The organism is Stenotrophomonas rhizophila (assembly GCF_000661955.1).
GTDB classification, from domain to species: domain Bacteria; phylum Pseudomonadota; class Gammaproteobacteria; order Xanthomonadales; family Xanthomonadaceae; genus Stenotrophomonas; species Stenotrophomonas rhizophila.
The window spans coordinates 1,982,047-1,994,872 of sequence record NZ_CP007597.1 but is presented as its reverse complement, the minus strand read 5'-3'; the positions used below and the strand labels follow the sequence as shown (position 1 = coordinate 1,994,872).

11 protein-coding genes are annotated in these 12,826 nt (G+C 68.9%); 5 read left to right on the top strand and 6 right to left on the bottom strand.

The window, feature by feature from the left end; all coding sequences use genetic code 11:
• Positions 1–145: 145 nt before the first annotated feature.
• Positions 146–2,041, bottom strand: coding sequence for a CocE/NonD family hydrolase (locus tag DX03_RS08605; protein ID WP_038687951.1), 1,896 nt, complete (start codon positions 2,039–2,041; stop codon positions 146–148).
• A gap of 197 nt (positions 2,042–2,238) precedes the next feature.
• On the opposite strand from DX03_RS08605, the gene DX03_RS08600 reads away from it, so the two are divergent.
• Positions 2,239–2,622 (top strand): hypothetical protein, encoded by a 384-nt coding sequence (locus DX03_RS08600; RefSeq protein WP_185753493.1) that lies wholly within the window; start codon positions 2,239–2,241, stop codon positions 2,620–2,622.
• A 1-nt stretch (position 2,623) separates the two neighbouring features.
• Here the strand turns inward: DX03_RS08600 and DX03_RS08595 are convergent, their stop codons facing one another.
• Both DX03_RS08595 and DX03_RS08590 read right to left on the bottom strand, forming a co-directional pair.
• Positions 2,624–3,013, bottom strand: coding sequence for a DUF4440 domain-containing protein (locus tag DX03_RS08595; protein WP_038687948.1), 390 nt, complete (start codon positions 3,011–3,013; stop codon positions 2,624–2,626).
• A complete protein-coding gene (locus DX03_RS08590) occupies positions 3,010–4,365 on the bottom strand; it encodes an MFS transporter (protein WP_038687946.1) in 1,356 nt (451 codons plus the stop codon). The genes DX03_RS08595 and DX03_RS08590 overlap by 4 nt, the downstream gene beginning before the upstream one ends.
• A 107-nt stretch (positions 4,366–4,472) precedes the next feature.
• Here DX03_RS08590 and DX03_RS08585 point away from each other — a divergent pair, with 107 nt between their 5' ends.
• Positions 4,473–5,369: a LysR family transcriptional regulator gene (locus tag DX03_RS08585; RefSeq protein ID WP_038687945.1), complete on the top strand. Its 897-nt coding sequence runs from the start codon at positions 4,473–4,475 to the stop codon at positions 5,367–5,369.
• Between the two features lie 114 nt (positions 5,370–5,483).
• On the opposite strand, the gene DX03_RS08580 is transcribed toward DX03_RS08585, so the two are convergent.
• Both DX03_RS08580 and DX03_RS08575 read right to left on the bottom strand, forming a co-directional pair.
• Complete coding sequence (locus DX03_RS08580) at positions 5,484–8,303, bottom strand: beta-glucosidase (protein ID WP_081797196.1); 2,820 nt, start codon at positions 8,301–8,303, stop codon at positions 5,484–5,486.
• A gap of 269 nt (positions 8,304–8,572) precedes the next feature.
• Positions 8,573–9,016: a winged helix-turn-helix transcriptional regulator gene (locus tag DX03_RS08575; protein WP_038687943.1), complete on the bottom strand. Its 444-nt coding sequence runs from the start codon at positions 9,014–9,016 to the stop codon at positions 8,573–8,575.
• 75 nt (positions 9,017–9,091) lie between these two features.
• On the opposite strand from DX03_RS08575, the gene DX03_RS08570 reads away from it, so the two are divergent.
• Positions 9,092–10,279, top strand: a complete 1,188-nt coding sequence (locus DX03_RS08570) for an MFS transporter (RefSeq protein ID WP_038687941.1) — start codon at positions 9,092–9,094, stop codon at positions 10,277–10,279.
• Positions 10,276–10,995, top strand: coding sequence for a helix-turn-helix transcriptional regulator (locus DX03_RS08565; protein ID WP_244880202.1), 720 nt, complete (start codon positions 10,276–10,278; stop codon positions 10,993–10,995). The genes DX03_RS08570 and DX03_RS08565 overlap by 4 nt, the downstream gene beginning before the upstream one ends.
• Here DX03_RS08565 and DX03_RS08560 read toward each other — a convergent pair.
• Positions 10,980–11,870 (bottom strand): sterol desaturase family protein, encoded by an 891-nt coding sequence (locus DX03_RS08560; RefSeq protein ID WP_038687939.1) that lies wholly within the window; start codon positions 11,868–11,870, stop codon positions 10,980–10,982. The two genes, DX03_RS08565 and DX03_RS08560, sit on opposite strands and share 16 nt — an antisense overlap.
• Before the next feature lie 338 nt (positions 11,871–12,208).
• On the opposite strand from DX03_RS08560, the gene imuA reads away from it, so the two are divergent.
• Positions 12,209–12,826 carry a translesion DNA synthesis-associated protein ImuA gene (gene imuA / locus DX03_RS08555; protein ID WP_038687937.1) on the top strand — a complete coding sequence of 206 codons (618 nt, stop codon included), beginning with the start codon at positions 12,209–12,211 and terminating at the stop codon, positions 12,824–12,826.

Genomic DNA, 12,826 nt, shown 5'->3' with positions numbered 1-12,826 from the left:
AACGGAGTTGCACGCTAGCGCCTGTGCACGGGCGACGCAATGCGGGTAGAGCCGACCGTTGGTCGGCTGCACCCGGATCCGCGCAAGGGGAGCCGACCAACGGTCGGCTCTACCCGGGCGTTGAAGGTTATCCGTGCGTCCGCGGTCAATACACCGGCAGCGAGATAAAGCTTGCCTGCTGCGGCGCGTGCCACACCTGCTGCGTCGCCTTCTGGTAATCGCCCGGCTTGGCCAGGTAGATGTTCGGCACGAAGGTCTGCGGGTTGCGGTCGTAGAGCGGGAACAGGCTGGACTGCACCTGCACCATCACCCGGTGGCCCGGCTGGAACACGTGGTTGGCCGTGGGCAGGCCGAATGTGTAATCGAGCACCTGGTTGGCCGCGATCGCCTTGGGCGCACTGAAACTCTCGCGGTAGCGCCCGCGGAAGATCGCCATCGACACCGCCAGCTCATAGCCGCCCATCTCCGGCGTGGACGGGGTCTGGTCGGGGTACACGTCGATCAGCTTCACCACCCAGTCGGCATCGCTGCCGGTGGTGGCCGCGGCAAGGTTCACCTGCGGCGCGCCGCCGATGCGCAGCGGTTCGGTCAGCGGTTCGCTGACGAAGGTCAGCACGTCGGGCCGCCCGTCCACGAAACGCTGGTCCTTCACCAACCAGCTGGTCCACATGTCGCGGTCGGCGAAGCGCACCGGGCGCGGCACGAACGGCACCGGCTTGGCCGGGTCCGCCACGTAGGCCTCGTAGGTGGCTTCGCCCGGCTGCGGCGCCTCGAACGACAGCTTGCCGCCCGCACGCAGATACAGCGGCTTGCTCTGTGCCACCGTCCGCGGCCACTGCTGCAGCTTGTCCCAGTGGTTCTCGCCGGTGTTGTAGATCAGCACCGGCGGCGTATCGGCCTTGGCCGCGCCGTCCACCAGGTACTGGTCGAAGAACGGCTTGAGCACGTCGCGGCGGAACTGCAGTGCGGTATCGCCGTCGAACTTCAGCGCGCCCAGGCTGCTGCCGTCGTAGTTCACCTGGCTGTGCCGCCACGGGCCCATCACCAGGTAGTTGAGCGTGTTGCTGCTGTCACGCGGCTCCATCGCCGCATAGCTGTGCACCGCGCCCCACATGTCCTCCTGGTCCCACAGGCCCTGCAGCCACATGGTGGGCACCTTCAGCGGGGTCTTGGCCATCTGCGCATCCAGCGCCTGTTCCTGCCAGAAGGCGTCGTAGGCCGGATGCTCGATCAGCTTGTGCCACCACGGCAGCTGGTCCAGCCCGTTGGCGCGTGCGTAGTCGCCCGCCGAGCCGGCACGCAGGAAGGTGGTGTAGTCGTCGTAGCCGACGCTGGGAATCGACGGCCCCTTGCCGCGCTTGGCCAGCTGGCCGGTGAAGTAGCCGAAGTTGACCTGGCGGAAGGCGCCGTAGTTGAGCCAGTCATCGCCCATCCAGCCGTCGATCATCGGACTCTGCGGCGCGGCCACCTTCAGCGCCGGGTGCGGGTTGGTCAGCGCCATCACCACGGTGAAGCCTTCATACGAAGAGCCCAGCATGCCGACCTTGCCGTTGCTTTCGGGCACGTGCTTGACCAGCCAGTCGATCGTGTCCCAGGCGTCGGTGGCATGGTCCACCTTGGTGCTGTTGAGCGGCCCGCGCAGCGGTCGGGTCATCACGTAGTCGCCTTCGGAGCCGTACTTGCCGCGGATGTCCTGGAACACCCGGATGTAGCCGCCGTCGACGAACACCTCATCGCCCTGGGGCAGGATGTCGCGCATGTGCGGCGAGTCGATGCGCTTGGCGCGGTTGGCCGCGTCATACGGCGTGCGGGTCAGCAGGATCGGGGCGTGCTTCGCGCCCTTGGGCACCACGATCACCGTGTAGAGCTTTGTGCCGTCGCGCATCGGCACCATCACCACGCGCTTGTCGTAGTCATTGCTGGCCGTGGGCGTGACGAACCCCTTGGCCGGAACATCCGGGGTCATCGGCGAGGTCTGCGCCGACACACTGGCGGCAACCATGAGGCTCAACAGCACGACAGGCACGACACGGACACGCATGGGCTATCTCCCGGCAGGGTGGCAATCACCGCAGCCTAGCGCCGCCCGCGCCGCGCCGGTAGATGCCGATGGTCCCGACGGAACGCCCTCTCCCGCATTCAGCCATCAACCACCGTATCGTGCAAAGCCATGCGCGCCACCGCAGAATGGGCCCCGGAGTCCACGGCGGTACTCTCCACCGGACCAGGCGGCTGATGATGAAGAACCACTACACACTGCAGGCACTGGTGCGCGCCGAGCTGGCGTCACGGGAGGAAGAGCAGCGCGTCTATTTCCAGATGCGCGATGCCGTTGCCGCGGGCGCGCCATTCCAGCCCATCGCCGACCTGGAAGCGCTGGCTGACGTCCTGCAGGATGCCAGCTGCTACGTGGCGCATAACGTGGTGACCTGGAAGGGGCGCACCGCCCTGTTCGGCGGGCGCACCTTCCGTGCCACGGCGGCCGATGTGGTCGCCTTCCTGCGTGGCGCAATGCAGGCCGGCGATGTGCGGCCGCTGCTCATCGCGCCCTGCTTCAGCGCGCGACCCGACCGCGTGGTGTTGGTCGACGAGGACCAGCTCGGCGTTTACCGCGTGCGCTGATTCACGCGCTGGCTGTTTCATGCAGCGCCAACCAGCGCCATTGCCCGTGCTCCTGGCGAAGCACGGCCAGCGATTCCCGCCAGCGCATCGCGCCCTCCTCCACGCCCTGGCCTTCGCGATAGCGCAGCATGGCCAGCGGCGACGGCAGGGCCGTGGCCTGCACCGATTCGATGGCGATCACCAGCCCGGCGCGTGCGCCATGGCTGCCGGCGAACAACGCCTGCACGGCGTCTCGATCCAGGCGCTGGCCGGCCACCCCGACCATGCAGAAGTCATCGGTGAAACGCGCCATCAGCGTGTCCAGCGCGGATGCCGGGATACGTGCGTTGAACCAGTCTTCGATCAGCACATGCAGCGCATGGATTTCGTGCAGGGCGGAGGTGTCAGTCATGCGGAGGTCCTCAAGGTCAGGGTGGACGCCGGCAGGCGCCAGAGCAGAAGCAGCGGCAGCAGGCTCATGCCAGCCGCCAGCAACAGGGTGAGCGCGAAAGCGCGGTCGGGCATCCGCGACGACAGCACCGCCAGCACGCAGGCCAGCAGCGCGGCGGCCAGGCAGAAACTGAGTTGGCGGTTGAGATTCCAGAGCGCGCTGGCCGGCAGCATGTCCTGGTCCTGCATGCCCTGGAACGCGAGCGTCTGCGCGCTGCTGCTGCACAGGCTGCCGCCGAGCCCCATCAGCGCGAATGCCAGCACCGGCACCCCCGGCTGGCCGGGCTGGATGCCGATCAACAGCACGATGCCCACGGCCTGGCACAGCATGCCCGCGCTCAACAGCGGCCGCGCACCGATGCGCGGCAGCCAGTGCCGCGTAGTGGCGATCGCGCAGGCCGAGGCCATCGCCCAAGGCAGCATGAAGCCGCCGATGGCCGCCGCGGTGTAGCCCTGCCGATGCAGCAGCAGCGTCGCCACCAGCTGGGTGCCGATGAAGGTACCCGGCACCAGCAGGTACACCACCATGGCCAGGCGCAGCGTGGGGTGTCGCAGCAACGCCCAGTGCAGTACCGGCTGCGCGGTGCGGGCAGCGGTGCGCGCATAGACCGCCAGCACAGCGGCGGCGACCACCAGCAGCGTGATCCCCAGCGTGCGCTGCTGAGCCTCGGCGATCTGGCTCAGGGCCACCAGCAGCAGGCTCAGGCCCAGCGAGCCCAGCACCAGGCCGCGCCGGTCCAGCCGCGGCAGCGCCCGCGGCGCCTCGGTGCGGATCCACGCGGCAGCCAGCAGCAGCGTGAGCGCGGCCAATGGCACGCTGGCCAGCAGTACCCAGCGCCATGATCCCAGCCCGACCAGCCAGCCGCCCAGGGTCGGCGACAGCGCCGGCACCAGCAGGGCCACGGCCATGATGCGCGCGGTGAGGCGGCCACGTTCGGCCGGTGGGCAATGCCGGTAGGCCATCGCCTGCCCGACCGGAATCAGCAACCCGCCGCCCAGTCCCTGCAGCAGCCGCCAGCCGATCAGCGCTTCGATGCTGGGCGCAGTGCCGGCCAGGATCGCGCCCAGCGCGAACACCGCCAGCGACAGGCACAGCAGCCGGCGCTCGCCCAGCCGCGCGGCCAGCCAGCTGCCCAGCGGGATCACCAGGGTCAGGCCCAGCATGTAGGCGTTGCCGATCCACGCCAGCTGCGGCACCGAGGCGTGCAGGTCGGCCGCCACGGCCGGATAGGCCACCGTGCCGATGAACATGTTGACCAGGTCCAGCGAGAACCCGAGCAGGTACAGCAGCTCCACTTTGGCGCGATAGGTCATGCGGCACTCCAGTTGCGAGGCGGCAGCATGCGCGCTGGGCGACGCTGGATAAACCGAACATCCAATGCAAGACTGTCAAACCATTTTTGACACAAGAGGCGTGCGCGATGGTCAGCCTGGACCGCTTCGAGACCTTCAAGGCCGTGGTCGATGCCGGCAGCCTCACCGCGGCCGCGCAGCGCCTGGGCCAGAGCAAGGCGGTGGTGAGCTTCAATCTGAAGCGGCTGGAGCAGGAACTGGGCGTGACCCTGCTGGTGCGCAACACCCGCAGCCTGGCGCTGACCGAGGCCGGCGAGCGCTTTCACCAGCACTGCGTGGCGATGCTGGCCACCGCCGAACGGGCCATCGAAGAGGCCCGCAGCGAGCAGCTGCAGCTGCGTGGCACGCTGCGCCTGACCACCACGCCCGAATATGCCGCCGCCAAGGTGGTGCCGCTGCTGGAGGGGTTCCGCGCCCTGCACCCGCAGCTGCGGCTGCACCTGTCGACCACACCGGCGCATGCCGACCTGATTCCCGAGCGGTTCGACCTGGCCATCCGGTTGGGGCGCATGGCCGATTCCGAGCTGCGCGCCACCCTGCTCGATGAGCACGCGTTGTGCGCGGTGGCCGCGCCGTCGGTGTTGTCGGGCTTGCCCGATGATGCCGCGCGTGACGACCCGGACTGGGTGCGTACGCTGCCACGGCTGGGCTATCCGCGTTTGGCGGACCTGCCGTTGATCGCCCCCGATGGCAGCGACCAGATGTTTGCCAGCAACCCCGCCGATGCGGTGGTCACGGTGGACAATGCGTCCACGTTGCGTGCCTTCGCGCTGGCCGGGGCCGGCGCCACGGTGCTGCCGCAGTGGTTGATTGCCGAGGACCTGGCGGCAGGTCGGCTGCTGCCGATCCTGCGCGGGCACCGCTTTCCGCGCCAGGGGGTGTATGCGGTGTTTCCCAACACCGCACATCCTTCGCGTCGGGTGCAGCTGTTGCTGGCGCACCTGCGCCAGCATCTGCCCGGTTGAGCCGCGGCAGGCACGACCAACGGTCGTGCCCCACCGGGTTGCGTGCAGGGGTTGGCCATCATGATGGCCAACCCGGCGGGTAGGTACCGACCGTCGGTCGGTACCCGCCGTCGCTTAACGCACTACTTCATCACCGAGCACGAACGCGATGGTTTCCACCGGCTCGTTGGCCGAGCGCGACAGCTGCAGTTCGTAGCGGCCCTCGGCGATCTTCCACTGCTTGTCGGCGGTGTCGAAGCTGGCCAGCGTCTTCGGTTCGGCCTCGATGCGGATCCGGCGCGATTCGCCCGGCTGCAGCGTGACCTTCTGGAAGCCGATCAGGCGGATCGGGGTGGCGCTGCCTTCGGGCATCTTCAGGTACAGCTGGGCCACGTCCGCGCCGGCCACCTTGCCGGTGTTGCGGATGTCCACGGTGGCGACCAGACGCTGGCCCATCGAGATGGCACTCAGGTTTTCATAGGTGAAGCTGGTGTAGGACAGGCCATGGCCGAACGCGAACTGCGGGGTCAGGCCCTTGGCGGCGAACCACTTGTAGCCGACGTTGGCGCCTTCGATGTCGTAATCGATGGTGTCGTCCGGCTTGTGCTTCGGGTTGAAGCCCAGCCCGTTCACTTCCGGACGCGGCAGCTGGCTGGCATCCACCGGCCAGGTCACCGGCAGGCGGCCGGATGGATTGACCTTGCCGGTCAGCAGCGCGGCAATGCCTTCGCCGCCACGGATGCCCGGGTACCACGCCTGCAGCACCGCCGGCACCTGCTGCAGCCACGGCAGCTCGACCGGGCCGTTGGTTTCCAGCACCACCACGGTCTTCGGGTTGGCCTTGGCCACCCCGGCGATCAGCGCGTCCTGGTTGTCGGGCAGCTTCATGTGCGGCAGGTCGACCGATTCGGCTGACCACTGCGTGGCAAACACGATCGCTACGTCGGCCGCGGCGGCAGCGCGCGCGGCGGCGGCCACGTTGCGGCCATCCACGTACTCGATGCTGGCGTCCGGGCGCTCGGCGCGCAGGGCCTCCAGCGGCGAGGACGGATGGAAGATCACCGGACCCGGCCAGGTGGTCGGCAGCACGCCCGGCACCGCGTTGGTGCCCTTGGCGGTCCAGCCCACCATCGACGAACCACCGCCGCCGATCACGCCCTTGTCGGCGTGGCCACCGATGATCACGATGCGCTTGACCTCCGGGCCCAGCGGCAGCACGTTGTTGGCATTGCGCAGCAGCACGCTGCCTTCTTCCACGGTGCGCTGCGCGGCGGCGAAACCGGCGGCGTCATCGATCGGCTGGTGCTGCGGCGGCAGGTCGAAATTGCCGTTGGCGAACATCGCGCGCAGGATCCGCGACACCATGTCGTCCAGACGCGCACGCGGCACCACGCCGCCATTGACGGCCAGGCGCAGCGGTTCATCGAAATACACGGCCTTGTCGAACACTTCACCGGCCGACTGCTGGTCCAGACCGGCCAGCGCCGCCTTCGAGCCGCTGTGCACGCCACCCCAGTCGGACATCACGAAACCGGGGAACTTCCACTCCTGCTTGAGCACCTGGTTCATCAGGTAATCGTGCTCGCAACCGTAGATACCGTTGATGCGGTTGTAGGAGCACATCACCGAACCGGGCTTGCCGATGTCCAGGGCGATCTCGAACGCCAGCAGGTCCGATTCGCGCATGGCCTGCTCGCCGATCTCGGCGCTGTGGAAATTGCGCGAGGTTTCCATGTCGTTGAGCGCGAAGTGCTTCATCGTCGACACCACGTGCTGGCTCTGCACGCCGCGGATCGACTCGCCAACCAGGCGACCGGCCAGCAACGGGTCTTCACCGGCGTATTCGAAGTTGCGGCCGTTGCGCGGATCGCGCTGCAGGTTGACGCTGCCAGCCAGCAGGATGTTGAAGCGCTGCTGCCAGGCCTCGCGGCCCATGGTGGCGCCACCGGCAAAGGCGATTTCCGGGTTCCAGCTGGACGCGGTGGACGGGCCGGACGGCATCGCCGTGGCGTGGTCACCCTTGCGGATGCCGCCCGGGTTGGTCACGCCCACGCCGGCGTCGGCCGACTGCTGCGACGGAATGCCCAGCCGCGCCACGCCCGGCACGAAACCGGCCGAACCGACCGCGCCTTCCGGCAGCGGGCCGCCATCCTTGCCCAGCCCGAAGTAGCTGTGCAGCATCTGGAACTTCTCGTCGTCGGTCATCTTCGCCACGATCAGCCGGGCGCGTGCATCGGCGTTGAGCGAGGTGTCCATCCACGGCGTGTCGCCGCCGACCGGCGCGGCGTAGCCCAGGGTCAGCAACTTGCCGGCGATGGCCGGGCTGTCGGCATCGATGCGCAGCTTGACCGCGGTGCTGGTGGCCGACTGGAACCCGTTGGAACGGGCCACGTCGCCGTTGGCGTCGAAGCCGGTCACGGCGGCATCGTTGACACCCAGCAGCACGGACGGCGCGCCCACGCGCGAGGCCTCGATGAGCTGCTTGAAGCGTGCGCCATCGGCAGCGGCGGTCTGCGTGTACAGCGCCACCACGTGGCGGCCGTCATTCAAGCGCAGGTAGTTCATGCCCGGCGCTTCGATGCCCGACTCGGCTTCCACCGGCAGGCGCGAGATCACGATGCTGCCACGGCGCTCGGCCGAGGCCGGGTCGGCACTGACGAAGCGGTAGGTGTAACCCAGCTGGTCGGCCAGCGCTTCCAGCGGATCCGGCGCGTGGCTGGTGCCGCTGGTGTCTGCTTCGCGGTGCACGTTGCCGATGGTCAGCGCATCCACGTTCATGGCCTGCAGCTGGGCCGCAACGTCGGCCGCATTGAGCCATTTCGGCGCCTGTTCCAGGCTGAGCACGGTGAAGGCGTCGGCTCCGCCGGTGGTGGCGGTGGGCGCGGCCCAGGCCGAGGCGGCCAGCGAGAGCGTGATGGCGGCCGTCAGGGCCAGTGGCTTTGTAATCGTTTTCATAAGCGGGCGAAACACCTTTGCTTGCGCAAAAAATCCAGGGAGTCGTGCCGCAGAAGGGTGCAGCGCCAAGATGGCGGATGCCGGCGCCTTGCAGGCCGGTATCGGGTACTACCAGGTAATGCAGCTACGACCAGGCCCCTCCGCCCGTCGATACAGCCGCCCTGCCCGGTGGGCGCCGCAGGCGGCACCCATCCGGTGAAGAGTCGTTCACCCTGTTCATCCCTGTCAACAGCGTGTTCAGTTTCGGCGGCGTAGGGCCGCCCCGTCGATCACGGCGTGGCGGGCTTGACCACGTGCGTTGCCGCGGACGCCAGCACGCGCCCTTCCCTGTCCTGCGGCAGCAGCGGCGCCAGCGGCTGGCCATCGGCCAGGGTGAGCAGCTGCGAGCGTGGTTCATGTTCGGCGAACAGGAACGCTTCGCCCCACTGTCGCAGCGCCACCACCAGCGTGAACAGCGCCTGCCCTTTTGGTGTCAGGACGTAGTCGTGGTACCGGCTGCCATCGGCCGCCGGCTGCTGGGCGAGCACCCCGGAATCCTGCAGCGCCTGCAGGCGCTGGCTGAGCATGCTGCGCGACATGCCCAGGCTGCGTTGGAAATCGCTGAACCGATGCACGCCATCGAAGGCGTCGCGCACGATCAGCAGCGACCAGCGGTCGCCGATCAGGTCCAGCGCACGGGCCACCGGGCAGGTAGCGTTGGGATCGTCGTGCATGGGGCACCTCCATAGGTGGTTTTATTTTAGAACCAGATCATCCAGAATCAACTGGTTCTATTTTGAGACCATCAGATGTCCATTGCCGCACCACTGCCCCGTACCGCCACGCCCCTGCTGTTGTTGTTCGCCTGCGCCGCCGGGCTCAGCGTGGCCAACGTCTACTACGCCCAACCGCTGCTGGATGCGCTGGCCGCCGACCTGCACATCGGCACCGCCCGGATCGGCGCGGTCATTGCCGCTACTCAGCTGGGCTCGGTGATCGCGCTGCTGTGGCTGGTGCCGCTGGGCGACCGGTTGGAACGCAGGCGCCTGATGGCGGCGCAGAGCGTGGCGCTGGTCGTGGCCCTGTTGGGCGTTGCCCTGGCCGGCAACGCCACCGCGCTGCTGCTGGGCATGCTGGCGGTGGGCCTGCTCGGCACCGCGATGACCCAGGGGCTGATTGCCTATGCCGCCGCTGCGGCGGGCCCGCATGAGCGTGGCCGCGTGGTCGGTGCCGCCCAGGCCGGCGTGGTGATCGGCCTGCTGCTGGCCCGGGTGGTGGCTGGTGGCGTGGCCGACCTGGGGGGCTGGCGTGCGGTGTATGTGCTGTCGGCGGTGCTGATGGTGGTCAGCGGCGCGGTGCTCTGGCTGCGCCTGCCACGGCTGCCGGTGGCCGATGCCGCGCCCCGGATCGGGTTGATCACTCTGCTGCGTCAGCAACCTGTGCTGCGCCAACGCGGCGTGCTCGGACTGCTGCTGTTCACCGCGTTCGGGCTGTTCTGGAGCAGCATGGCGCTGCCATTGAGCACACCGCCGCATGCGCTCAGCCATACCGCCATCGGTGCGTTCGCACTGGTCGGCCTGCTCGGCGCGTTGGCCGCCGCGCGCAGCGGGCACTGGAGCGATCGCGGCCATGCCGACCGTGTTTCCTTTGCTGCGCTGCTGCTGTTGCTGTTGAGCTGGGCCCCGCTGGCTGCGCTGCCGCTGCACATGGGCTGGCTGGTACTGGGCGTGCTGTTGCTGGATCTGGCGGTACAGGCACTGCACGTGACCAACCAGAGCCTGATCCTGGCCGCCGCGCCCAACGCGCAGGCGCAGGTGATCGCCGCCTACATGCTGTTCTATGCGGCCGGCAGCGGGATCGGCGCGCTGCTGGGCAGCAGCCTGTATGCCGCGTATGGCTGGAGCGGCGTCTGCACTGCCGGCGCCCTGGTTTCATTGCTTGCGCTGGGCGCGTGGTGGACGGTTTCCGCTACCCTGCGCAGCAGGTGCAAGGGGTGAACGATGCGGAGCGTGCGGTGAAGGCGTCCACGGCAGTGAACGGGCAGTGGTCTGGCGCACTGCTGCTGGGCCCGCATTTCGCCGTGCTGCAGGGCCATGCCGGTGCCACCGGTGCGCATGCCCACTACGCCCACCAGGTGCTGCTGGCCGATGCCGGCCACTGGACCGTGCAGAACGACGACGGGCTGCAGTGCGGCACGCGCCTGCTGCTCCCCTCGTTCCAGTCGCATGCGGTGCGCGGCGTGCCGCTGCGCGGCTGCACGGTATGGATTGAACCCAGCCATGTCGACCTGCAGACGCTGCAGGCACAGCTGCCCTTGCTTCCGTGCGATCCGCAGGCGGTGTTGCCCTGCCTGTCGGCCCTGGTCGCGCGGGCGCCGCTGGACCGCCGGCTGCAGGCCGCACTGTCCGCACTGGACGCGCGGTTGCCCGAGCGCATTGCGGCCACGGCCATCGCAGCGGCCGCGCACCTGTCCGAAAGCCAGTTGCACCGCCGCTTCCAGCAGGACCTGGCCGTGTCACTGCGTGGCCTGGTGCTGTGGCGCCGGTTGCGCCAGGCACTGGTCCAGGTGATCGAGGGACACAGCCTGACCACCAGCGCACATGCCGCCGGCTTCGCCGACCTGGCGCACTTCTCGCGCAACCTGCGGCGCATGTTCGGCGTGCAGGCCGGGCACTTGGCCGGCCTGCACCTGCAGCATTATCGCGGCGACTGATCCAGCCCCGGGGGCGGCGGCGGTTCCGGCACGTGCGGCAGCGCGCGGAACGGCGCCAGCAGTTGCCCCAGGTAGTCCCGTGGATAGGCCGGCTGGCTGCCAATCCCCAGGTCGTCCACGCGCATCCGGTAGTCGGCATCGAAGGCCGTCCCCAGCAGATGGTCCCAGACGGTCAGGAACAATCCGAAGTTGACGTCGCCGGCCTTGCCATAGCGCATGTGGTGGAACCGATGCAGCGGGGCCCATGCCATCACCTTGCCCAGCCAGCCCGGCCGCATGTCCACGTTGGAGTGCTGCAGCAGCAACTGGATGGCAATGGCGAAAGCCAGCACCGCCGCCACCGGGTACGGCATGCCCAGCAACAGCAGCGGCAGCACCCCGCCCAAGGCTTCGGCCGTCTGGTGCAGCGGGTGCTTCATCAATCCGTTGAACCCATACATGCGGGTCACGCTGTGGTGGACTGCGTGCAACCGCCACAGCCAGGCCCAGCGATGGCTGGCGTAATGCACCAGGGTGATGCCCATGTCCGCGGCGACGATTGCCAGCACCACCTGCGCCACCACACTCCAGTGCGTCGGCCACAGCTGCCACGGCACCCACGCGGCCACCAGCGGAATCGCACCGATCGCCAGCAGGTTCAATCCTTCATTCACCAGCGCATGGACCGCATCGCGGCCCGCATCGCCCTGGGGGGCGTTGAAGGCCGGGTCATAGGGCCAGCAGCGCTCGGCCAGCCACGACAGCGCGATGGCCAGCACCAACCCCGGCAGCAGCCACAGGGCCGACCCCGCTGCATACCCCACCCACCACGTGGCCATCCCCACGCATCCAAGCAGCATTCCCGGCGCATACAACGCCAACCACCATCGCTTCATCGACCTGCTCCATACAAAGGAGCGGCCATGCTCGCGACAACGGCGCGGCCGGGCTTGAACAAACCGCGCATCCCGCCGCGACCGCCGATGCAGCCCTTCATGCCATCCATATCGACCCGCCCCCCCCACGGCCGCTGCAGCGGTGGGCAGGCCACTGGCTGAAGCATTCATCACCCCGGCTGCGTTCAAACTGCCGGCGCGCGAACCGTTAGCATTTTTACTAATTGCCGGTAGGATTGTCGGTCTCAGCCCCTGACACCGCCCCTGCCGATACTGCCCGCCATGCCCCGCCTTGCCGCCCCTGCCTGCCTGCGCCAGCCCCTTCGGGAGGCGCGCTGATGGGCGCGGTTCTGGCCCTGGACCAGTTGCTGGAAAGCCGGCAGGTCTGGCGCGGCAGGCCGCAGGTCACGCCGCCGGCCACGGCCCCGCACCCTACCGGCCACCCGGCGCTGGACGCCCGCCTGCCCGGCGGCGGCTGGCCGCCGGCGGCGCTGTCGGAGGTGCTGCTGGCCGCACCGGGGCACGGCGAGCTGGCGCTGGTCTGGCCCACCCTGGCGCGGCTGAGCCAGCAGCAGCAGACCATCGTGCTGATTGCCCCGCCCTACCTGCCGCATGCGCCCGGCTGGGCCGGTGCCGGGCTGGCCTTGAACCAGGTGCAGGTGGTGCGGGCAGCCCCGCGCGATGCCCTGTGGGCCGCCGAACAGTGCCTGCGTTCTGCGGCCTGTGCCGCCGTGCTGTGCTGGCCGCAGCAGGCCGACGACCGGGCCCTGCGCCGGCTGCAGGTGGCCGCCGAAACCGGCCAGTGCCTGGGGTTTGCCTTCCGCGACCTGCGCCAGGCGCGCAATGCTTCGCCGGCACCGCTGCGGTTGCAGCTTGAGCACGGCCAGGTGCGCGTCCTCAAGTGCCGCGGCGGCATGGCCCCGGCGCAGCCGTTGCCGCTGGCCCTGGCGCATTGA